Raw genomic sequence first — 21,291 nt, forward strand, 5'->3', positions numbered from 1 at the left:
GACTTGCGCTCACGAACCGGATTTCCGCGCGACGTCAGAAATCTTGATGGATTTGGGGATCAGGCCCAGCGCGAAGAACGCGTCGGCCACCTGCTGCTGGTCGGCGATGACGGCATCCGTGATCGGTTTGATGCCGTAGGACTGCCGCTTCAATGCCACCTCGACGACCGGCACGGACAGACCGATTGCCGGAGCAAGCTGCTCGGCCACCGCATGGATGTCGCCCCTGGCCCAATCATCGACCGTGCTGAGCTCGGCGAGCACGGCGTCGACGATCTCAGGGTTGGCGCCGAGGAATTTCTTCGAGGCAAAGTAGAACTGGTAGTTGGCGACGATGCCGGAGCCGTCTGCGAGCGTGCGCGCGCCTGTGGCCGCTTCCGCGGCGGCCTGGAACGGATCCCAGATCACCCAGGCATCGACCGCGCCGCGCTCGAAGGCGGCGCGCGCATCGGCGGGCGCCAGGAACACGGGCTCGATCTCGGAATACTTCACGCCGGCCTTCTCCAGCGCCTTGACCAGGAGGTAGTGGACGTTGGAGCCCTTGTTGAGCGCGACCTTCTTGCCCTTGAGGTCAGCGACGGACTTCAGCGGGCTGTCCTTCGGCACCAGGATCGCCTCGCCCTTTGGCGCCGGCGGCTCATAGGCGACGTACTGGATCGGCGCGCCGGCGGCCTGCGCAAAGATCGGCGGGGCTTCGCCGGTGTTGCCGAAATCGATCGCGCCGACATTGAGTGCTTCGAGCAGCGGCGGTCCGGAGGGAAATTCGGTCCACACCACCTTGTAGCCGTCGGCAGCCAGCTTCGGCTCCAGCGTGCCTCTGCTCTTGAGCAGCACCAGCTTGCCGTATTTCTGGTAGCCGATGCGGACCACCTTGTCCTGGCCGTAAGACGTTCCGACGGCGGCGGCGACGATGCCGATCGACAGCGCCACGGCCGCGATCAGACGCTGGATGATACGCCTCATGTTCAAACCCCTGTGTGTGGGAAGGCTGGTCGGCACGATCAGGCTGCCGGATTGCGCCAGACGATGTCGCGGATCGCGATCGGCCTCGGGATCAAGCCGAGCTTGTAGAAGCGATCGGCGACGCCCTGCTGCGTCGTGACGATATCGTCGGTGACGGGGCCGACGACGAAGGACGAGCGGTTCGCCGCGATGGTCTGGATCTCCAGCGGAATGCCGGTCACCGCGGCGAGAGACTTCGCGACCTCGTCGCGGTGCTGCTCGGCCCATCTGGCGGTCGCGGTGGTGACGTCGACGATCTGCTGCAGGATCGCGCCGTGGTTCTTCGCGAAGTCGCGGTTGGCGATGTAGAAGGAATTGGTCTTGGTGACCTCGCGCGCGTTGATCAGGATGCGGCCGTTCTGCCTGGTCTCGCCGATCGCGAAATACGGATCCCAGATCGCCCAGGCCTCGATGCTGCCATTGGCAAAGGCGGGGCCGGCGTCCGGCGGCGCCAGATAGACCGGCGTGATGTCGGCATAGGTCAGGCCCGCCTTCTCCAGCGTTTGCACCACGATGTTGTGCGCGCTCGAGCCCTTGGTGAAACCGATGCGCTTGCCTTTCAGCTCGGCGATGGCGCGGATCGGCGAATCCTTCGGCACCAGAATGCCCTGGCCGTTGGTGATCGGCTGGCCCGCGGCATAGACGATCGCGGCACCAGCTGCCTGCGCGAACACCGGCGGGGAATCGCCGACCGCGCCGTAATCGACACTGCCGACATTCATCGCCTCCATCATCGGCGGGCCCGAGGAGAACTCGATCCATTTCACCTCGATGCCCGAGGGAACGAAATGTTTTTCCAGCGCCGCCTGCTGGCGCGCGATGACCAGCACGCCGTTCTTCTGATAGCCGATACGAATTTCCTTCACCGCGCCTTGCGCGATTACAGGCGAGGCGAACGCAGCGGCGACTGCGGTTCCAACGGAGAGCTTGAGAAAGTCACGACGCTGCATTCCACACTCCCGGCCGAGCGCGGCCGTCTTTCATTCCAGTTCGGGAATGATGGTGCGGGTTGTCGGAGGTGTCGAGACGTGCGGAAAAATAGCGATGCGAGCACTGCGCGTGCGGCAGCGCGCATGATTAATCTTTCAAGCGGCCGCAACGATGCAGAGGGATTTTTTTCGCACGCGAATGTGAGACGCGCAGGGAGCGGGACGGCAAAACGCCTCCACCACCTCCGCTGTCATTCCCCGCGAAGGCGGGGAATCCAGTATTCCAGAGGCGTCAGTGCTTCACACGACGGCCGCGGCGTACTGGATCGCCCGGTCAAGCCGGGCGATGACACTGAAACCGTGGTGGGCGCGTGCCTCGCGCAGGACCGCTTGCAAGCTAATGCCATCTCACCGGCAAATTCTGCAGCCCGCGAAACGCCCAGCCGCCGATCCGCACCGGCTCGTCGTCGGCGATCTCGAGCTGCCTCGCCCGCGCGAACACGGTCGGCAGCGCGACGTCGGCGATCATGGCGCGGGAGGCCCACGCGCCGGCGCAGAAATGCGGGCCGGCGCCGAAGGCGACGCTCTTGGTCGTATCGCGCCGCACGTCGAACTGATCCGCGCGCTCAAAATGCGTCTCGTCGCGATTGGCGGAGCCGAACATCAGGAACACGCGCTCGTCCGTCTCGAAGGCGACGTCGCGGATGCTCCACGGCTTGGCGATGCGGCGCGGCGACATGCCGATGGGCGAGATCCAGCGGGCATATTCCTCGAACGCCTCGAGCCAGGTCACCTCGCCCCTGCGCACCAGATCGAGCTGCTCGGGATGGGTCAGCAGCGCCCACACCGTGCCAGCGATGGCCTTGCGCGGCTCGTTCTGGCCGCCCGAGATCGCGAGCTTGACGTTCGCGCGCACGCTCTCCATCGGCATGCCGGAGGCGAGCAGCACGCCCAAAATGCTCTGGTCGGGATGCTTGCGCATCGCCGGCAGGATGTCGTCGATCGCGGCATCGATGCCCGACGTCGCGGCGTGGCAGCGCGCCTCGACCTCAGGGTCGCCGGCATAGTTGGCGATGCCCTCGATCATGCCCTGCGACCACGCGTCCATGTCGCCAAAGCCGATATTGGTGAGGCCCGTGATCGACTTCAGGCATTCGCCGGAGAACGGCAGCGCGAAATCGCGCATGAAGTCGATCCGCCCCGGCTCGATCGCATCGAGGATGCGGTCGGCATGGGCCTGGAACAGCGCGGTCCAATGCGCCTTCACCGTCTTCGGCGACACCGTCGGGAACATCGCGCGGCGCTCGACCTGATGCGCTTCGCCGTCCTTGCGCATCATGTTGTGGCCCATCAGCCGGTTCATCAGGCCCGCGGGCTGGTGTGAGGAGAACACGTCGATCTGCTTCTCGGAGATCGAGATGTCGTCGCGGCTGGTCAGCAGCGTCGAGCCGAGCTGCGGCACGAACGCGATGGGAGCTTCTTTCCGCATCTTCGCGAGCATCGGATAGGGATCGGCCCAGAATGCCGACGTGTCGATGTCAATGCGCGGCGCGGTGCTCAAGGCGGCTCCCCTGGGGTCACGTTTCCTTCAGGCCAGATTAGCGAATTAGGGCAACCGGGTCTGTCCCTAGCGATTGGGACAGACGGAATTGGCGGGTGTCCGCCGGCAACGATCTATTTATTGTGAGCGCGTGCCTCACGTGCGATTTGATCGATTATCGCCTAAGTTGCAATCGACATGATCGAACGCTTTGGTGCAAGCCGCATGCAACCACATGATTGGGCTATTGTCCTGTACTACGCGTGGCCCATCATCTTGATACCCGCGGGATGGCTCGTCTTGGAGCGATTGTGCCGGGAACGCGCAGCTTCCGGAGCGTCGATGATCAAATTGCGGGAGCAGCACCTCGCTGAAACATACCGGATGAGCGCTGTGATGGAGAGGATCGCAGCCGTTCTCGAGAAGAACCGCGGGAAATGATCAAAGTTACTGGCTTGGGAGGTTGAGGATGGCCGTGGCCGACATACTGCTTGCGATGTACTCCTGGTGGCCGTTCATCCTGATCGTGGGTGGATCGATCCTGGCTATGCGCGCGATGCGCCAACGCACCTCGTCAGGCGCTACGATGATCGATCTCTATGAGCAGCAGATTGCCGAAACGCGCCGAACGAACGCAGGACTGGAGCGGATCGCTGCTGCTCTCGAGCTTGGGATTGGCACGGCACAATCCCAGGCCGACAGGGATGGCGAAACCGCTTGAACGCGCAAAGCGTCCGCAAAACCAAATCGGTACGATGGTGAAGCACCCCAGCCCAAGAAGGCATCGATCCATTTGGCGAGACCGCTGGACTCCAGATCGCGCGGACATTGCGTGGATGCTTTTGACGGCAATGATTACTGTCGCCATCTTTGCAGCCGTTGTGATTTATTACCCTTTCCTGCCACAGCGAAAGGCCAGCGCGGGCTTCGGACCCGACTGGGATTGCACACCTCACCCCAGCAGCGAGCCCACTTGCATCAAGAAGATTGATCGGTAGATCAGCCTGGATGTGCGCCTTCGGAGCCGAGCTACCGCGCCTCGGCGATCTTCGCTCCAAATGGCAGCATCTGCGCGTTGGCTGCCAAGGGCCGCTTCGATGGCGATGCAGGGTCCGGCAACCGGAACGCGGCGTCGGCCGGCGTGCCCTGGGATGGTCTGCGGGCAACGCTTGCCGGAAGCACGATCACCTTCGCGCCGACCTTCACCCGCTCATAGAGGTCCATGACATCCTCATTGGTCAGCCGGATGCAGCCGGACGACACCCGCTTGCCGATCGTATCGGGCTTGTTGGTGCCGTGAATGCGATATTCGGTCTCGCCGAGATACATCGCGCGGGCGCCGAGCGGATTGCCGGGACCGCCTGCCATGAACCGCGGCAGATAAGGCTGACGCGAGACCATCTCCGCAGGCGGATGCCAATCCGGCCATTCCGCCTTGCGGGCCACAGTCTGCTCACCGGACCATGTGAACCCCTCGCGGCCGACACCGATGCCGTAGCGCAACGCCTGGGTGTCGTTCAGAACCAAATAGAGGAATGTGTTCTTGGTATCGATGATCACGGTGCCCGGCGTCTGGCGGCTGGCGTAGTCAACCACCTGCCGGACCAATGCTCCGGGACCATCAGCGTCGGCTTTTGGTGGTTCGACCAAAGGCGCCGGGGTCGGAATCGGAGCCGGAGCTACCGCCGGCGCGGATGCATGAACCGGGGGCGCCACGTAAACCGGACTTGACGATGCCTTGGCTTCCTGTGGGGACGGCTTGCGTACCGGCTGCACGCTCGCCGGGCCTGACAGCAAACCGTAACCCAATGCGGCGACGGCCACGGCGCCAATTGCAACTCTCGCGGCCATGGGTATTGCGAGGGCCTCTGCCTTTCCACGTTTCGCCCGCTTACCCATACTGTCTCCCCAGGTCACTGTGCCCTGAAGAGGTACCCAGCAAAATTTAAGAAACTTCGAAGCGATGCCGCTCAGGCTGGAACCGTCGGGGATGGTTAACGCCGGGCCCTTGTTCGACGATATCAAAATTGGGAGCACCGCTTGATAGTGAGCTGGCGATGCGGACAACGCGCTTCTCTGAATAGCCCGGCGGAGCGGACACGCTGCGACCTTGACTGCTCCCAGCCCGACAGCCGACATTCTGAGGCCAGAAACAGAAGGCAGCTAAGGGGTCAGAAGCGGAAGCCGAGAACTTACTCGACCGTCCTGTCGGCACGAGAGAGTAGCATCGGCGGCATTTCGACACCTAGCATTTTGGCTGTCTTGAGATTGATGACCAGTTCGAACTTTGTCGGCTGCTCAACAGGCACCTCGGCTACCTTTGCGCCTCGCAATAGTCTTGCGACCTGACGCGCGCATTGGTGGAAAACCGCGCTGAGGCGGGGACCGTATCCCATCAGTCCGCCTTCTTCCGCCTGCTCGGGCCACTGCAAAATGGCGGGCAGGCGGCGGAGGGCCAGCCGATCGCGGATCAGGTACTGGAATTTCGATGACAAGATCGGCGAGGCCAGCAGGTTGACGGCCCCGATCTCTTCGACCTTCAAAGCGTCAATCACACGGATGAGATCTTCCTCGGATCGTGCGGCAAACGGAACGATCTCGACGCCGAGCCTCTTGGCGGCGCTTTCGAGAGTACTCATGTTTGGTATCGGCAGGCGGTCTGCGAGAGCGGCTATTCGCCGGACAGCTGGCAGTGCTTCATGCAGCAGCTCCAATCGCTTGGCGTCGAGCTGAAACGCGAAGATGGCAACACCAGTGGTGTTACCTTCGGGATGCGGCATCGAGGCGACAAGCTTGCTGCCAAGCAAGTCGTCCGCGATCACCACGATTGGAATACGCTGCGTTGCTTTCTGTGCTGCGCGCCCTGCTTCGGCCCCGACTGCCATCAGCACATGTGGACTTGCCTCGACCAGTTCAATGGCCACACTGGCATAAGACGCGGCAGCCGCCCTTTCGCCACGGCTGTCGATCTCGAGGTTTTTGCCTCTGACAAAGCCGGCTCTGCCCAGTTCATCGAAGAAGCTGAGCGGTACCGGCCCCAATGCCGCAACGCGGTACCGCTGGCCAGCCCGCTGTGCGCGGGCTTTGAGCGGCAATGCCGCAGCGCCAGCAATCAGCGTGACGAACTCGCGCCGCTTCATGAGGATCCCGGGAGCATTTGACCGGGTCTCAGTCTAGCACATTGGAGGCGAGGAGTGGCGTCGGCTTCGGGTCAAAAGGCGACGATCCCCGTAGGTGGACCGCGTGTCCGCTTTGCTTTCGGAAGCAGGTATCGCGGACTCCCGATCCCCTCAGTTCAGGCCGTGTGGCCCTGCCAGCAGGCCCAGCACGATTCCGAACAGTTCGTTCTGCGAGGAGATGCCGAGCCGCTGATAGGCGCGCTTGCGGTAGGTCAGGGTCGAATGCAGGCTGATGCCGAGTCCTTGCGAGATTGCTTCGGAGCTGAAACCGAGCAGGATGCGGCGGCAGACCTCCTGCTCGCGCGGTGTCAGGTTCGAGAGTGGCGCGCGCGTCGCGAACAATGTGGCGAGGTTCTGATCGGGCGTCGCGGTCGCGGCCTGCTGAAAATGACGCGCGACGCTGGCGCCGATCGCGGGCGCGATCGTCTGCAGCCGTTCGCGTTGCGCGGCGCTGAAGCGGCCCTGGGACGTGATGCGGTAGAAGTTGACGTAGAAGCAGGTGTCGCCGGTCCAGATCGCGGTCGCGCATTTGTCGACGATGCCGGAATCGTGGAAGAAGATCTTGCGGTATCGCGCGCCGTACATGCGGGGTGCGAAGCTCGGCAGCATGATCGGCCCAGTGCCCTCGCCTTCGAACAGCGCATCGCGGTTGGGATCGGATTCGTGGAACTGGCCGGCATAGGCGGCGCCGAGATCGCCGCCGATCGGGATATTGCCGGCATCGAGCAGGCAGGTCGCGGCACCGGCACGGCTCAGCGCGAACACCATGCAATGACCGACATCGGCCTGGCGGCGCAGCGTGTCGATGAGGACTTTGGGGAAATCGGAACGGCCGATGGCGAGCACCGCGGGCGTGATGTCGCCAGCCGCTGCAGTCGAGGCCGTGCCGTGGGGCCGCATTGGTTTCCTCCGTCAGACGCCGTTTTGCGGAAGGATAGCAGCAACGATCGGGCGCCGAAAGCCGGCGGCGCCTGCGTATGCCGCTTCTGGGTCCCGGCTCTGCGCCACGACGCTGGCGCGTTGCGGCTTGTCCGGGACACGAGAGCGGCTGCGTCGATTGACAGTCTCGTTCCCCGGACGCAACGCAGCACTTTAGTGATGCGCTGCTGAGCCGGGGCCCATGCCGGATGCAGAGTCCTTATCCCGCCGCCTTCGCCGGCGACACGTTGACCGCAAGCTTGCCGTAGCGGTCCGTAAACGCCTCGGTGTCGATCTCCTCCAGCTTGATCTCGCCGCTCATGACGCCCTGCTTCCAGGCCGCCAGCGCCGGATCGTTCTGGAACTCCGGCATCACCTCGCGGCCGAACAGCTCCAGCGATTCGCAGATGTGCTCGTGGCTGTTCTTGCCGGCCTGGTTGAGCAGGATGACCTGGTCGATATGCGAGGACTGAAAGCGCTTCAGCTTCCTGCGGATCGTCTCGGGCGAGCCGATCAGGCCGCCGCGCAAGGCCGCCTCCTGCGCCTCCGGATTGTCGCGCTTCCACTTGTTGTACTCGTTCCACATGTTGACGGTGTAGGGCGCGGGCCGCTGGCGGTTCTGCGAGGCACCGTAGAAGCGCAGCGCGAACTGGAAGAAGGTGGCGCCGTCGGCGCGGGCGCGCGCCTCCTCATCCGTTTTGGCGCACATGAAGAACGAGACCAGCGCCATGTTCGGGTTGATCTGGTAGTCCGCCAGCTTTACGAGACGCTTGGTCATGGCGTTGTAATAGGCGTGCACCCAGGCATGCGCGGCATCCGCACTGACGAACTGAAAACCGAGCGCGCCAAAACCGTGACGGCCGGCACGCTCGATGGTCGGCAGCTGCGAGCACGCCATCCACAGCGGCGGATGCGGCTTCTGCACCGGTTTTGGCACGACATTGCGCAGGGGAATGTCGAAATACTTGCCGTGATGTTCGCTGCCCGCGTCCTTGAACATCGGGAAGATCGCCTGCACGGCTTCTTCAAAGACCTCCTTCTTGGTCTCCATGTCGCGGCCGAACGGCGTGAGCTCGGTGATGGACGCGCTCTCGCCCATACCGAACTCGCAGCGCCCGTTCGAGAGCAGATCAAGCACCGCGACACGCTCGGCAACGCGCGCCGGGTGATTGGTGGTGAGCTGCAGGATGCCGTGGCCAAGCCGGATGTTTTTCGTGCGCTGGCTGGCCGCGGCGAGAAAGGATTCCGGCGAGGGCGAGTGCGAATATTCCTCGAGGAAGTGATGCTCGACCACCCAGGCATGGTCGTAACCGAGCTTGTCGGCGAGCTCCATCTGCGAGAGGGCATTCTGGTAGAGCCGGAGCTCGTCGCCGGCCACCCAGGGCCGCGGCAGTTGCAGCTCGTAGAAGATGCCGAACTTCATGGCGTCGCTCTCCCGCTTTATTGTTGTTAAGCTCATCTTAAGGTGTGAGGCGGAGCTGTCTACGGAGCAGCAATTCCGCCGCGCGGGAGACTGATCCCGAGCCTGGCATGGCGACGCATACCCGCCTCGGCGCCGCCGCTGCGACATCCGCGCAAGTCGACAGGTTGATCCAGATCAACGCCACCACGGCCCGATTGCAGCAAAAGGGCTGCAAGGCAACGGCCCGGATGCCGTCCCGCTTCCCATACCATCCCAAAGAGACCGAATATGTCGGCCCCTGACGACACGACTTCGCGCGTGCGCCGCAAGCGCATGGAGATTTTCGCTTTCCTGTTCCTGACCGCGATCGTGATGCCCGTCCTCGCGGTCGGAACAGTCGGCTCCTATGGGCTCGGCGTCTGGATCTACCAGATGTTTGCTGGCCCTCCCGGCCCGCCGCCCTCCCCGCATTGATCTCCTCCAAGCGAAAGACCGGCATCATGGCCCAAGCTTCACTCAACCGCCGCGCATTGATCACCGGCCGCGTGCTCAGCACCGACCGCATCGTGCCGCCACCGGGCGCCGAAATCGCCAGCATCATCGTGCAGGCGCGCCCCGAGCGCCTCGCCGAACTCGAAGCTGAGATCACCGCCCTGCCCGGCTGCGAGATCCATGGCCGCGACCCACGCGGCAAACTCGTCGTCGTGACCGAAGCGCCCGATGCCGGCAGCCTCGGCACCCTGCTCAACACCATCCAGTCGCTGCAACACGTCTATTCCGCGGCGCTGGTCTTCCACGCCATCGAAACCGCCTGAGTCAGGAAGAGCCATCATGACATCGCCAAAGCTCGACCGCCGCCAGATGCTGAAGCTCGAGGCCGCCGCGATTGCGGCCGCCGCAGCAGGCATGCCGGCTCCGGCGCTCGCCGCCAATCTCATCACCGAGCGCGACAACAGCGAAATGAAATGGGACAAGGCCGCCTGCCGCTTCTGCGGCACCGGCTGCTCGGTGATGGTCGCGACCAAGGACAATCGCGTCGTCGCCACCCATGGCGACATCAAGGCCGAGGTCAACCGCGGCCTCAACTGCGTCAAGGGCTACTTCCTCTCCAAGATCATGTACGGCCATGACCGGCTGACCCAGCCGATGCTGCGCAAGACGGGCGGCAAATACGACAAGAACGGCGAGTTCACGCCCGTATCCTGGACCGAAGCCTTCGACATCATGGAGGTGAAGTGGAAGGAGGCGATCAAGAAGCGCGGCCCCAACGGCGTCGCCATGTTCGGCTCCGGCCAGTGGACGATCTGGGAAGGCTATGCAGCCTCGAAGCTGTTCAAGGCCGGCTTCCGCACCAACAACATCGATCCCAATGCGCGGCACTGCATGGCTTCCGCCGTCGCCGGCATGATGCGCACTTTCGGCATCGACGAGCCGCCCGGCTGCTACGACGACATCGAGGCGACCGACGCCTTCGTGCTGTGGGGCTCCAACATGGCGGAGATGCACCCCATCCTGTGGACACGCCTCGCCGACCGCCGGCTGTCCGCGCCGCATGTCCGCGTCGCCGTGCTCTCGACCTTCGAGCACCGCTCGTTCGACCTCGCCGACATCGGCATGGTGTTCAAGCCGCAGACCGACCTCTACATCCTCAACGCCATCGCCAACCACATCATCAAGACCGGCCGGGTCAACAAGGACTTCGTCGCCGCGCATACGATTTTCAGGCGGGGGCAGACCGATATCGGCTACGGTTTGAGGCCGGAGCATCCGCTTCAGAAAAAGGCAACGGGTGCAGCGAAGGCCAACGACTCCACCGACATGAGCTATGACGAGTACGTCAAGTTCGTGTCGGAATACACGCTGGAAAAGGCAGCCGAGATGTCCGGCGTGCCGCTGAACCGGCTGGAGGCGCTCGCCGAGCTCTACGCCGATCCCAAGACCAAAGTGGTCTCGTTCTGGACCATGGGCTTCAACCAGCACACCCGCGGCGTCTGGTGCAACAACCTCGTCTACAACATCCATCTCCTGACCGGAAAGATCTCCTCGCCCGGCAACAGCCCGTTCTCGCTGACCGGCCAGCCCTCGGCCTGCGGCACCGCGCGCGAGGTCGGCACCTTCTCGCACCGGCTGCCGGCCGACATGGTCGTGACCAACAAGGCGCATCGCGACCACGCCGAGCACATCTGGCAGCTGCCCGAAGGCACCATTCCCGACAAGAACGGCGCGCACGCCGTGCTGCAAAGCCGGATGCTGAAGGACGGCCTGATCAACGCCTATTGGGTGCAGGTCAACAACAACCTCCAGGCCGGCCCCAACGCCAACGAGGAGACCTATCCCGGCTTCCGCAACCCCGACAATTTCATCGTGGTCTCGGATGCCTATCCGTCGGTGACGGCACTGGCCGCCGATCTGATCCTGCCGACCGCGATGTGGGTGGAGAAGGAAGGCGCCTACGGCAATGCCGAGCGGCGCACCCAGTTCTGGCACCAGCTCGTCCCCGCGCCCGGCGAGTCGAAATCCGATCTCTGGCAGCTCATGGAGTTCTCCAAGCGCTTCAAGATCGAGGAGGTCTGGCCCGAGGAGCTGATCGCCAAGAAGCCCGAGGTTCGCGGCAAGACGCTGTTCGACGTGCTCTACAAGAACGGCCAGGTCGACAAATTCCCCGTGACCGACATCGAGCCGGGCTATCTCAACGACGAGTCCAAGGCCTTCGGCTTCTATGTGCACAAGGGCCTGTTCGAGGAATACGCCCAGTTCGGCCGCGGACATGGCCATGACCTCGCGCCGTTCGACACCTATCACCGCGAGCGCGGCCTACGCTGGCCCGTCGTCAACGGCCAGGAGACGAAGTGGCGTTTCCGCGAGGGCAGTGATCCCTACGTCAAGCAGGGCACCGACGTGCAGTTCTACGGCTATCCCGACGGCAAGGCGCGCATCTTCGCGCTGCCCTACGAGCCGCCGGCGGAATCGCCCGACAACGAATATCCCTACTGGCTCTCGACCGGCCGCGTGCTGGAGCACTGGCATTCCGGCACCATGACGCGCCGCGTGCCCGAGCTGTACAAGGCCTTCCCCGAAGCCGTGTGCTTCATGCATCCGGACGATGCGGCGGATGCCAAGCTCCGTCGCGGGGACGAGGTGAAGGTGGTCTCCCGCCGCGGCTTCATCCGCGCCCGGGTCGAAACGCGCGGTCGCGACCGGCCGCCGAAGGGCCTCGTCTTCGTGCCGTGGTTCGACGAGTCCAAGCTGATCAACAAGGTGACTCTGGACGCGACCGATCCGATTTCGCTGCAGACCGACTTCAAGAAATGCGCCGTGCGCATCGAGCGGGTGAGCCTGTCATGATGAAACGATCTGCAATCGCCTTGCTCGCCTTCGCGATCGCCGCGGCCTCGAGCTCGCTGACCGCACAGACCGTCACCTCGGGCCTGCGCGGTCCGGCCCCACTCAATGACGAGGGCCCGGCGCCGCCGATGCTGCCGAACCGCAACACGTCCGAGAAGGAGGTGCGCAATTATCCGGAGCAGCCGCCGGTCATCCCGCACACGATCGACGGCTATCAGATCGATCTCAACGGCAACAAATGCCTGTCCTGCCATGCGCGGGCACGCACGGCGGAATCGCAGGCGCCGATGGTCTCGATCACGCATTTCATGGACCGCGACGGCCAGTTCCTGGCCTCGATCTCGCCGCGGCGCTTCTTCTGCACGGAATGCCACGTGCCGCAGAACACCGCCAATCCGCCCGTGAGCAACGACTTCGTCGACATCGACACGCTGCTCTCGCGTGCAAGCCCGGGTGGCCGCCGATGACGACGACTGCTGACGAGCCCAATGCAGAGCTGAAAACCAAGCGCGGCTTCATCGCGCGAAGCTGGGACTTTGCGCTGGAGCTCTGGCGTGTGCTGACCCGGCCGAGCTCGGTGTTCGCGCTCGGCACGCTGGTGCTCGCGGGCTTCGTCGCCGGCGTTATCTTCTGGGGCGGCTTCAACACCGCGCTGGAATTGACCAACACCGAAAAATTCTGCACCGGCTGCCACGAGATGAAGGACAACGTCTACGCCGAGCTGAAATCCACCATCCACTTCAGCAACCGCTCCGGCGTGCGCGCGACCTGCCCGGATTGCCACGTCCCGCACAACTGGACCGACAAGATCGCGCGCAAGATGCAGGCCTCCAAGGAGGTCTGGGGCAAGATCTTCGGCACGATCGACACCCGCGAGAAATTCCAGGATCATCGCCTCGAGCTCGCCGCGCACGAATGGGCGCGTTTCAAGGCCAACGATTCACTGGAATGCCGCAACTGCCATAGTGCCGATTCCATGGACATCACCAAGCAGTCGCCGCGGGCCTCGGTGGCGCACCAGCGCTTCCTGTTCACCAAGGAAAAGACCTGCATCGACTGCCACAAGGGCATCGCCCACCAGCTGCCCGACATGCGCGGCGTTCCCGGCTGGCAGTAGGACCAAAAGGCAACCGGCTTCGCCCCGCTTGAACCGGCGGGGCGAATGGTTAGTTTTGGGGGATGGCGAATCGCCTCGTTTCGCCCTTCCTCAAGACAGATATGGCCAGTTTCACACCGCATCAGGATGCCGCTCTCAAGGCCGTCGGCGACTGGCTGAAGGCCAGGCCGGGCCGCAATGGCACGCCGCCGATCTTCCGCCTGTTCGGCTTTGCCGGCACCGGCAAGACGACCCTGGCCCGGCACATCGCCGAAGGCGTCGACGGCGAGGTGAAATTCGCGGCCTTCACCGGCAAGGCCGCCCTCGTCATGCGCAACAAGGGTTGCGACGACGCCTCCACCATCCACTCCCTGATCTACCGCGCCCGCGAATCCGGCGAGGAGCAGCCGAGCTTCGAATTGTGGGACGACGCGCCGGCCTCGAAGGCGAAGCTGATCGTGATCGACGAATGCTCGATGGTCGACGCCGAATTGGGCCGCGACCTGATGTCGTTCGACTGCCCACTGCTCGTGCTCGGGGATCCCGCGCAGCTGCCGCCGATCCAGGGCGGCGGCTTCTTCACCAACACCGAGCCCGACGCGATGCTGACCGAGGTGCACCGCCAGGCCCAGGACGATCCGATCGTGCGGATGTCGATGGACGTGCGCGAGGGACGCGAGCTCGACATCGGCCGCTACGGCGAGAGCGAGGTGGTGTCGCGCAAGGAGCTCGATCCCGACCGCGTCATGGGCGCCGACCAGGTGCTGGTCGGCCGCAACAACACGCGGCGCGCCTACAACATGCGGGTGCGGCAGCGCCAGAACATCGAGGACGTCTTCCCGGTCGCGGGCGACAAGCTAGTATGCCTGCGCAACAACCGCAAGAAGGGCCTGTTCAACGGCGGGCTGTGGCGCGTGAAGTCGCGCAACACGTCGCGCTCGAAATCGCGCATCCTTTCGATGCGGCTGTCGCCGGACGAGGATTTCGGCCACAAGGTGACCAAGGTCTCGGTGCGCGCCGATTGCTTCGAGGGCGGCGTCGAGCAGATCGCCTGGGAGCAGCGCAAGCCCTATGACGAGTTCGATTACGGCTACGTGCTCACCGTGCACAAGTCGCAGGGCTCGCAATGGGACGACGTCGTGCTGTTCGACGAGAGCTTTGCGTTCCAGGACTCGCGGGCGCGGTGGCTGTATACGGGGATTACGCGCGCAGCGAAACGGCTGAGCATCGTGGTGTGACCCTGCCGTAGGGTGGGCAAAGGCGCATAGCGCCGTGCCCACGATCTCTCTCCATAAGCAAATAAACACGTGGGCACGCTTCCGCCTTCGCTCTTCGAGCTACGGCGGACAAGTCGCTTTGCCCACCCTACGGCACGGAGAATGGGGCGCCGGAATCGCGCCCCTTACTTCCCCGCCACAAAGTAAAAATCCTCCCGTCCCGGCGGTGACCCATACGTGAATGGCTGCTGCTCGTGCTTCGTCGCAGCCCAGACGTCGTCGCGGATGATGTCGAACAGTTTTCGGATCTCGATGCGCGGCTGCTTGATCTCGCGGGCCAGCGCGGTGGCAAACGGGCTGTTGGCGCTGCCGTCGCCGTCCATCGCGGTCTCGCCGTGCTTGGCGGCGTAGACCACCATGAAGCCGGCGCCGGGCTCGATGTTGGAAAAGCCCTTGTCGACCAGCTTCAGCGACAGCGTGCGCTGCATGCTCGGCGCGAACGGATTGTCGCGGCAGGCATCCAGAACCACGAGGCGCATTTTCCGCGCGGCACCGACCGCGGCGATCACCTGCTCGAGGGCGACCGCCTGGGTCTCGGCGTCCTTGTCGGCGGCGAGCTTGGCGTCGACGGGAACGAGATAGTTCACCCCGCCGATCTCGAAGCCGTGGCCGGCGTAATAGACTACGGCCCAGTCGGCCTTCTCCGCTTCCTCCGCAAAGGCCTTCAGCGCGTCAAAGAACTTGTCGCGGGTGAGGTCATTGACGGAAATCACGCTCTGGAAGCCGACGTCGCGCAGCACGCTCGCGATCAGTTTGGAATCGCGCGGCGGATTGGGCAACGCATGGACGTTCTTGTAGGAGCCGTTGCCGATCACCAGCGCCACGCGGCGCCCGGTTGCTCCGGCCGGCGCCTGCAGCATCAGCGCGGCGAGCCGCTCCTGCGCGACGGCACGGGCGCGGGCGACGTCGGGCTCGTCGAACTTCGTCAGCGAATACGCGGCCGCGCGGTAATCGGCGCGCGCCTGCGCGAGATCTTTCTTCCGCTCGTAGATCTGGCCGCGACCGGAATGCGCGCGGATGTTGTTCGGATTGATCTGGATGGCCGTGTTGTAATCCTTCAGCGCGGCGTCGAGGTCGCCCTTCATCATGCTGACGTCGGCGCGGTTGTTGATCGCGAACACGTTTTTCGGCTGCCGCTCGATCAGGCCGTTGCAGTCGGCAAGGGCCTGCGCGTACCTGCCCATCATGCCGTAAGTGATGCAGCGGTTGCTGGCGATCTGCGGCGCGGCCGGGTCGATCTTCTCGGCCTCCGCGAAATCGGCGATCGCGCCGTCGAAATCCTTCATCAGCGTCCGCGCGCGGGCGCGATTGGTCCAGCCGAGCAGGAATTTGGGCGTGTATTTGATCGACAGGCTGAAATCGTCGAGCGCGCTCTGCAACGCGCCGCGGCGCGCGTGGATGACGCCCCGATTGTTGTAGGGGACACCGTAGGTGGGGCGCTTCTGGAGGGCGAGGTTGTAGTCCGCCATGGCGAGGTCATCCTGGCCCTTGCGCTCATAGGCGAGGCCGCGCAGGTTGAGGGCGATGACGTAATCAGGATCGAGATCGATCGCGATGGACAGGGTCTCGATCGCGCGGTCGTAGTCGCGCTTGCTGATCAGCGTGTTGCCGCGCACGGAGAGCGCGATGGCCTTGTCCTTGCCGGTGAGCTTGTCGGCCTTCAGCAGATTGTCGCAGGCGCTCGCACGGGCCTGGGCCTCCGCCTGGCGGTCGCGGCAGAGGGTGAGATCGTCGGCCTGCGGGTCGGCCGCCGCGCTGAACAGGCCGGCGGTCAGGATGACGAGGCTCAGGGAAATGACGCGCAGCATGGGTCAGGCCTGCTCCAGCCAGATTCTTCTTAAGTCGATCATCGATCGCACCGGTTCATCTAGCGCGGAGTTCCCGGTCTCGCCAAGCCGCCGGCGCCCTTCTATCCCGCGCGGCTCGTTTCACAGACTCGTGTCCGTCCCGCCGTAACAACCGGCGGCCGCGTCCGTACCTCGGATGGTGCGAAAACGCAGCCGGGCAACTGTTCGTCCGGCCCCGACCGCCCTAGACTGTCAGACCTTTCGAAAGAGGATCCGCCATGCGCCGACCTGCCCTCGCCTCCCTGCTCGCCGCAACCACCGCCCTTTCGCTAACCTTCGCGCTGGCCTTTGCCGCGCCGTCTCAGGCCGCGGAGGACGCGGTCGTGATCCCCGCCCCGGCCATGGATGCGGCACCTGCGAGCGGGATCCAGACCGCCGTGATCGCCGGCGGCTGCTTCTGGGGCGTCCAAGGCGTCTTCCAGCACACCGCGGGCGTCGTCAACGCGGTCTCCGGCTATGCCGGCGGCACCAAGGCGACCGCCGACTACCAGACGGTCTCGAGCGGCCGGACCGGCCATGCCGAGGCGGTCGAGATCAAGTACGACCCGAAGAAGATCTCCTACGGAAAGATCCTCCAGATCTACTTCTCGGTGGCGCACGACCCGACCCAGCTCAACCGCCAGGGCCCCGACGTCGGCACGCAATATCGCTCGGCCGTCTTCACCACCTCGGACGAGCAGAAGAAAGTGGTGGAGGCCTATATCGCCCAGCTCAACGGCGCCAAGGTGTTCAGCAAGCCGATCGTGACCAAGGTCGGCGCGCTGGAGGCGTTCTACCCGGCGGAGGCCTACCACCAGGACTATCTGACGCTGCACCCGAACCAGCCCTACATCGCCTATAACGACCTGCCCAAGGTCGAGAACCTGAAAAAGCTGTTCGCGGATAACTACATTGAAAAGCCGACGCTGGTGAGCGCCAGCAAGGCCACCAACTGATCGCGAGATCATCTCAAGAACGGGAGACCCATGCCCGACACCAAAATGAAAACCACGGACGACAAGGTCATCAAGAGCGAAGAGCAGTGGCGGCGCGAATTGTCGCCGATGCAGTACGCGGTGCTGCGCGAGAAGGCGACCGAGCGTCCCTTCTCGGGCGAGTATGAGCACGACCACCGCGCCGGCACCTATGTCTGCGCCGGCTGCGGCAATGTGCTGTTCGAATCCGACGCCAAGTTCGACTCGGGCTGCGGCTGGCCGAGCTTCACCCAGCCGGCCGTCGAGAGCCATGTCGACGAGGAGCGGGACGTCAGCCACGGCATGATCCGCACCGAGGTGCTCTGCTCCAAATGCAGCGGCCATCTCGGCCACGTCTTCCCCGACGGCCCCGGGCCGACCGGCCTGCGCTACTGCATCAACTCGGCCGCGCTGAAGCTGGAGCCCAAATAACGTTGCCCGCGGTCGGGTTCCTTCATGGAACCCGGCCGCGCGATGTGCTTTTCTTGTCTGGCGGTGCGGCCGATCATCGCATTTGGCGGCCGCCAGGGGAGGATGCCATGTCAGTCGGGACCGTCCTGATCATCCTGGTGATCATCTATCTGCTCGGCGGCCTGTCCGGCCGCGTCGGCGGCTACGGCTATGGCATGGGCCATTCCGGCATGGGCATCGGAGGCGTCGTCTTGGTCGTGCTCGTCGTCCTGCTGCTTCTTGGCAAATTTTAAGCCATATAAGTCATTGAAGTAATTCAGTTAATTTCATCCGCGGAGCTGCCATGCGCGGATTCATCATCTCCCATCGCAGGGGTCGCATTTTTGTCAAAACGGCCTATATTAGTGGGCGAAAATGGCATGTGCGGCGGGCCCGCTCGATTGCGGCCCCTGCCCTCCCAAACCCCACGCGCTTAAAGCCCCAGAGAGATCACGAGGTCTTTGACCATGCGTCCACTGCGTCCGTTCAACTTCAACACGTCTGCCGAACTCTTCCCCGCCGCGATCCGCAAGAAGAAGCGCGCAGGCTTCACCTATCGCCGGTTCGGCACCGCGGCCGAAGCCGTGCAGTTCGCGATGGAGCAATTGCCGACGGATTCGCTGAACGGCGCCTATCTCCAGGTCGAGGAAGCGCGTTTCGACCAGAACGGCATCCGCTCGCTCTATGAGAGCGAAGCCTTCCCGTTGCCCCGCCGTCCCAAGCCGGCGCCGGCCGAGACCGACGCCGCCGACGCGGCATAAGTTTCGCTGAGCCTTACGATGTGCGCAGAAAGCGCGATGGCCAAAAGGCCGTCGCGCTTTTTGCGTTTCTACTCCCTCTCCCCGTTCTTACGGGGAGAGGCGAAGAGGGGAAGCCTCAGATCCGTGGCTGCTTGTCGAGCCAGCGGCGCAAGAGGCGCACGTTGCGCATGTTGGCGCGGAACATGACGTCGAAAGCGTCGCCCGCGAACGGGACCAGGCCGACCACGCCGTCGAGCGCGACATTGCCGAGCATGCGGGTGGTGATGTACCAGGGCGCCCCCAGCGCCCGGGCCTCGCGCACCAGCCACAGCGAGATCGCCGTGGTGATGATGTCGCCGACGACGGGGATCAGGCCGATCAACCCGTCGATGCCGTAGCGTATGTTGGTGCCGGGCAGGATGAAGGCGACGTCGAGCAGCTTTGCGATCGCCTCGATCCGCGCGATCCGCTGCTCGCGCGTCAGATTGCCGAACGGGCTCCCGGCGAACGGATGATCCTTGCCCAGCTCGAAACCGAACTCGCGAAAGCCCTGCTCCAGCGTTTCAGGGCGGATTTCCCGACCATCCTGGTCGATGATCGGCCCGCGTGCCTCCGGGCCGGAAGCGGTCGCGCGCGAGCTCCCCGTACGGGATCTGCGTGGAGCAAGGATATCGTCGTCGGACATGGTCATGGCCTTCAGGGAACGCGCTGGGGCGGCAGAGGTTGCTGCGCCGCGCCCGAACGTCGCGCGCTCAGGTCGGCGCCGCCACTGCTTGCGGCTCCTTGATGTATTTATGTACGAGCCAGGACGAAATCACCGCCGGCACGAACCCGACGAGGCCATACAGGATGAACTGCACCGCACCCGAATCCGGCCCGCGCGAGCTGTAGGTGAGCGAGGCCAGCACGAAGGCGAACAGACCGACCAGGAGCATCCGCAAGCCCGGACCGATCCGCCTGACATGGGTCAGGATGTCATCGACCGCGCCGATCATCAGCGAGGGCAGGAAGCCGAACAGGTAGCTGTACTGCAGGGTCTTGAAGAACACCGCGAACAGCTTGCCGACCTCGCCGAGACTGGTCTGGGCCCAATAGCCGGACTGATAGGTCGTCGTCAGCAACAGCAGGAACCCGCCGACGAACGGGCCAACCAGGGCAAACACCAGATAGCGTTTCATCAAACACCCTTTCACTTCGCCGACGTTTATAGCAGCGCCGCGGGAACCTTGAATAGCGGGGCGGGCTCGGCCATTGAGGGAACAAGTGGCAAGGCGACGAGTTCAGACAGGACCTGAATTATCCCTGTCAGATTGGAGCCGCCGATGGCCCACAAATTTCTCCTGGCGACGATCACGCTGGCAGCCCTGAGTGGCCTGTCGAACGCACCCGCTCTTGCGCAAGGCCACATGGGCTCGCCGCAGGAACAGCAGGCGTGCTCACGCGACGCCTCGCGCTTCTGTCGCAAGGACCTCGGCAATGACGGCGCCGTGCAGGGTTGCCTGCAGGCCAACCGGGCCAAGCTGTCGCGCTCTTGCAGCAAGGTGTTTCAGAGCCACGGCATGTGAGACCGACCATCCCCAGCGAACGGAGAGTGAAGCCATGTTGCGCGACGAACAGCTCTCGATCCTGCGGGACATCAGCCAGTCCGTTGCCTTCGCCGACGACCGCCACGGCAAGATCGGCGAGCTCATCGCCGACGGCTACGTGATGAAGGACGGCGATCTGTTCGAGCTGACCGCCAAAGGCGTCACCGCCGTCGAGGAACACGCCGCCGCGCTCGGCGCGAGCGACGTGGAACAAGCGAGCGCATCCTTCGATCGGATGATCTGATCGCGCGCGCAAGCTTTGTGCGTGACGTCCACGCAACAATTGCAAATTCCTTTGCGCCTGCCATTGCAGCCGCGTGACAATGGCGCATACTTCGCTCGGGCGGCGCAGCACCTTTCGATTCGAACTTCAAGAAATCGAGCGACCACATGCGGGACCAAAGTTCCCGACGTGAAGGCTGTGACATGCGGCAGATCAAGCCACGTGCGGCGCCCCAAAAACCAAGTGGCTCAAGCCCACGGAACTCGGGGACGCATTCTGCATGACACGCTATCAAACCATCGCTTCGCTGCTTAAGACCACCGCTTCGCTCTTCGCCGTCGCAACCACGGCCATCGCACTCCAGACTTCACCCGGCCTCGCCTTCTCATCCGAAGCGCAGCAGATGTGCACGGGTGACGCGATGCGTCTGTGCTCCAGTGAGATCCCCGACATTCCCAGGGTCAGGGCCTGCATGGTGCGGAACAAGGCCCAGGTCAGCCCCGGCTGCCGCGCCGTGATGGACCGCGAAGCGGTCGCCTCGCGCAAGCGGGAAGCGGCGGCGCAGTAGTCGGGTCGAGTTCGGCTGGATCGTTGAGGCTCGGTCCGCCTCTTCCCGCCGGACAAGGTTCTCGCATGTGACTCTTGGCGGCGGCCGGCGCGCGCGCCTCGTCCTTCGAGATGGCGCTTACGCGCCTCCTCAGGATGAGGCTAATTGGCGTCAGTGCCCTTGAAACTGCTGCCTCACACTCCGCCCTCATCCTGAGGAGCCCGCCTAAGCGGGCGTCTCGAAGGATGGCTGCAGGG

General features: G+C 64.0%; 25 protein-coding genes. 15 read left to right on the top strand and 10 right to left on the bottom strand.

The window, feature by feature from the left end:
* Nucleotides 1-9: 9 nt before the first annotated feature.
* The 3 genes from GGD66_RS12905 to GGD66_RS12915 all read right to left on the bottom strand — a co-directional run bounded on the left by GGD66_RS12905 (nt 10) and on the right by GGD66_RS12915 (nt 3,492).
* A complete protein-coding gene (locus tag GGD66_RS12905; RefSeq protein WP_183257969.1) occupies nt 10-963 on the bottom strand; it encodes a sulfonate ABC transporter substrate-binding protein in 954 nt (317 codons plus the stop codon).
* A 38-nt stretch (nt 964-1,001) separates the two neighbouring features.
* Nucleotides 1,002-1,952 (bottom strand): sulfonate ABC transporter substrate-binding protein, encoded by a 951-nt coding sequence (locus GGD66_RS12910; RefSeq protein ID WP_183257970.1) that lies wholly within the window; start codon nt 1,950-1,952, stop codon nt 1,002-1,004.
* Between the two features lie 376 nt (nt 1,953-2,328).
* The gene (locus GGD66_RS12915) at nt 2,329-3,492 is read right to left on the bottom strand and encodes a cytochrome P450 (protein ID WP_183257971.1); all 1,164 of its coding nucleotides are present in this window, start codon (nt 3,490-3,492) and stop codon (nt 2,329-2,331) included.
* 448 nt (nt 3,493-3,940) lie between these two features.
* On the opposite strand from GGD66_RS12915, the gene GGD66_RS12920 reads away from it, so the two are divergent.
* Nucleotides 3,941-4,192, top strand: coding sequence for a hypothetical protein (locus tag GGD66_RS12920; protein WP_183257972.1), 252 nt, complete (start codon nt 3,941-3,943; stop codon nt 4,190-4,192).
* Nucleotides 4,193-4,500: 308 nt separating this feature from the next.
* Here GGD66_RS12920 and GGD66_RS12925 read toward each other — a convergent pair whose 3' ends face one another.
* The 4 genes from GGD66_RS12925 to GGD66_RS12940 form a co-directional block, all read right to left on the bottom strand.
* Nucleotides 4,501-5,370: a L,D-transpeptidase gene (locus GGD66_RS12925; RefSeq protein ID WP_183258082.1), complete on the bottom strand. Its 870-nt coding sequence runs from the start codon at nt 5,368-5,370 to the stop codon at nt 4,501-4,503.
* Between the two features lie 293 nt (nt 5,371-5,663).
* Nucleotides 5,664-6,611, bottom strand: coding sequence for an ABC transporter substrate-binding protein (locus GGD66_RS12930; RefSeq protein WP_183257973.1), 948 nt, complete (start codon nt 6,609-6,611; stop codon nt 5,664-5,666).
* 150 nt (nt 6,612-6,761) lie between these two features.
* Complete coding sequence (locus GGD66_RS12935) at nt 6,762-7,550, bottom strand: helix-turn-helix transcriptional regulator (RefSeq protein WP_183257974.1); 789 nt, start codon at nt 7,548-7,550, stop codon at nt 6,762-6,764.
* Between the two features lie 238 nt (nt 7,551-7,788).
* The gene (locus tag GGD66_RS12940; protein WP_183257975.1) at nt 7,789-8,991 is read right to left on the bottom strand and encodes an LLM class flavin-dependent oxidoreductase; all 1,203 of its coding nucleotides are present in this window, start codon (nt 8,989-8,991) and stop codon (nt 7,789-7,791) included.
* Between the two features lie 107 nt (nt 8,992-9,098).
* On the opposite strand from GGD66_RS12940, the gene GGD66_RS12945 reads away from it, so the two are divergent.
* The 7 genes from GGD66_RS12945 to GGD66_RS12975 all read left to right on the top strand — a co-directional run bounded on the left by GGD66_RS12945 (nt 9,099) and on the right by GGD66_RS12975 (nt 14,649).
* The gene (locus GGD66_RS12945) at nt 9,099-9,272 is read left to right on the top strand and encodes a hypothetical protein (RefSeq protein ID WP_183257976.1); all 174 of its coding nucleotides are present in this window, start codon (nt 9,099-9,101) and stop codon (nt 9,270-9,272) included.
* Nucleotides 9,259-9,444, top strand: a complete 186-nt coding sequence (napE, locus tag GGD66_RS12950) for a periplasmic nitrate reductase, NapE protein (protein WP_018318384.1) — start codon at nt 9,259-9,261, stop codon at nt 9,442-9,444. The genes GGD66_RS12945 and napE overlap by 14 nt, the downstream gene beginning before the upstream one ends.
* A 26-nt stretch (nt 9,445-9,470) precedes the next feature.
* A complete protein-coding gene (locus tag GGD66_RS12955; RefSeq protein ID WP_026202011.1) occupies nt 9,471-9,785 on the top strand; it encodes a chaperone NapD in 315 nt (104 codons plus the stop codon).
* A gap of 16 nt (nt 9,786-9,801) precedes the next feature.
* Nucleotides 9,802-12,315 carry a nitrate reductase catalytic subunit NapA gene (napA, locus tag GGD66_RS12960; RefSeq protein WP_183257977.1) on the top strand — a complete coding sequence of 838 codons (2,514 nt, stop codon included), beginning with the start codon at nt 9,802-9,804 and terminating at the stop codon, nt 12,313-12,315.
* Nucleotides 12,312-12,782, top strand: coding sequence for a nitrate reductase cytochrome c-type subunit (locus tag GGD66_RS12965; RefSeq protein WP_026202010.1), 471 nt, complete (start codon nt 12,312-12,314; stop codon nt 12,780-12,782). Before napA ends, GGD66_RS12965 begins: the two co-directional genes overlap by 4 nt.
* A complete protein-coding gene (locus GGD66_RS12970; protein ID WP_018318380.1) occupies nt 12,779-13,432 on the top strand; it encodes a NapC/NirT family cytochrome c in 654 nt (217 codons plus the stop codon). Before GGD66_RS12965 ends, GGD66_RS12970 begins: the two co-directional genes overlap by 4 nt.
* 101 nt (nt 13,433-13,533) lie before the next feature.
* Nucleotides 13,534-14,649, top strand: coding sequence for an ATP-dependent RecD-like DNA helicase (locus GGD66_RS12975; protein ID WP_026202009.1), 1,116 nt, complete (start codon nt 13,534-13,536; stop codon nt 14,647-14,649).
* Between the two features lie 164 nt (nt 14,650-14,813).
* Here the strand turns inward: GGD66_RS12975 and GGD66_RS12980 are convergent, their stop codons facing one another.
* Nucleotides 14,814-16,496, bottom strand: a complete 1,683-nt coding sequence (locus tag GGD66_RS12980) for a caspase family protein (RefSeq protein WP_183257978.1) — start codon at nt 16,494-16,496, stop codon at nt 14,814-14,816.
* A gap of 257 nt (nt 16,497-16,753) precedes the next feature.
* On the opposite strand from GGD66_RS12980, the gene msrA reads away from it, so the two are divergent.
* The 4 genes from msrA to GGD66_RS13000 all read left to right on the top strand — a co-directional run bounded on the left by msrA (nt 16,754) and on the right by GGD66_RS13000 (nt 18,699).
* Complete coding sequence (msrA, locus tag GGD66_RS12985) at nt 16,754-17,470, top strand: peptide-methionine (S)-S-oxide reductase MsrA (RefSeq protein WP_018318377.1); 717 nt, start codon at nt 16,754-16,756, stop codon at nt 17,468-17,470.
* Nucleotides 17,471-17,500: 30 nt separating this feature from the next.
* Entirely contained in the window at nt 17,501-17,920 is a 420-nt protein-coding gene (msrB, locus tag GGD66_RS12990) for a peptide-methionine (R)-S-oxide reductase MsrB (protein ID WP_092260430.1), read from the top strand.
* A 107-nt stretch (nt 17,921-18,027) separates the two neighbouring features.
* Nucleotides 18,028-18,192, top strand: a complete 165-nt coding sequence (locus GGD66_RS12995; RefSeq protein WP_183257979.1) for a DUF3309 family protein — start codon at nt 18,028-18,030, stop codon at nt 18,190-18,192.
* Between the two features lie 213 nt (nt 18,193-18,405).
* Nucleotides 18,406-18,699, top strand: a complete 294-nt coding sequence (locus GGD66_RS13000) for a hypothetical protein (protein ID WP_018318374.1) — start codon at nt 18,406-18,408, stop codon at nt 18,697-18,699.
* A gap of 115 nt (nt 18,700-18,814) precedes the next feature.
* On the opposite strand, the gene GGD66_RS13005 is transcribed toward GGD66_RS13000, so the two are convergent.
* Both GGD66_RS13005 and GGD66_RS13010 read right to left on the bottom strand, forming a co-directional pair.
* Nucleotides 18,815-19,369 (bottom strand): DUF4112 domain-containing protein, encoded by a 555-nt coding sequence (locus GGD66_RS13005; protein ID WP_092260426.1) that lies wholly within the window; start codon nt 19,367-19,369, stop codon nt 18,815-18,817.
* Between the two features lie 61 nt (nt 19,370-19,430).
* Nucleotides 19,431-19,856 carry a DUF5413 family protein gene (locus tag GGD66_RS13010; RefSeq protein WP_092260424.1) on the bottom strand — a complete coding sequence of 142 codons (426 nt, stop codon included), beginning with the start codon at nt 19,854-19,856 and terminating at the stop codon, nt 19,431-19,433.
* 144 nt (nt 19,857-20,000) lie between these two features.
* On the opposite strand from GGD66_RS13010, the gene GGD66_RS13015 reads away from it, so the two are divergent.
* The 3 genes from GGD66_RS13015 (at nt 20,001) to GGD66_RS13025 (ending at nt 21,055) form a co-directional block, all read left to right on the top strand.
* Nucleotides 20,001-20,243 carry a hypothetical protein gene (locus GGD66_RS13015; protein ID WP_183257980.1) on the top strand — a complete coding sequence of 81 codons (243 nt, stop codon included), beginning with the start codon at nt 20,001-20,003 and terminating at the stop codon, nt 20,241-20,243.
* Nucleotides 20,244-20,277: 34 nt separating this feature from the next.
* Entirely contained in the window at nt 20,278-20,508 is a 231-nt protein-coding gene (locus GGD66_RS13020; protein ID WP_026202008.1) for a hypothetical protein, read from the top strand.
* A 259-nt stretch (nt 20,509-20,767) separates the two neighbouring features.
* Nucleotides 20,768-21,055 (top strand): hypothetical protein, encoded by a 288-nt coding sequence (locus tag GGD66_RS13025; protein WP_183257981.1) that lies wholly within the window; start codon nt 20,768-20,770, stop codon nt 21,053-21,055.
* Nucleotides 21,056-21,291 lie beyond the last annotated feature (236 nt).

The sequence above is a fragment of the Bradyrhizobium sp. CIR48 genome, from assembly GCF_014198315.1.
Classification (GTDB): Bacteria; Pseudomonadota; Alphaproteobacteria; order Rhizobiales; family Xanthobacteraceae; genus Bradyrhizobium.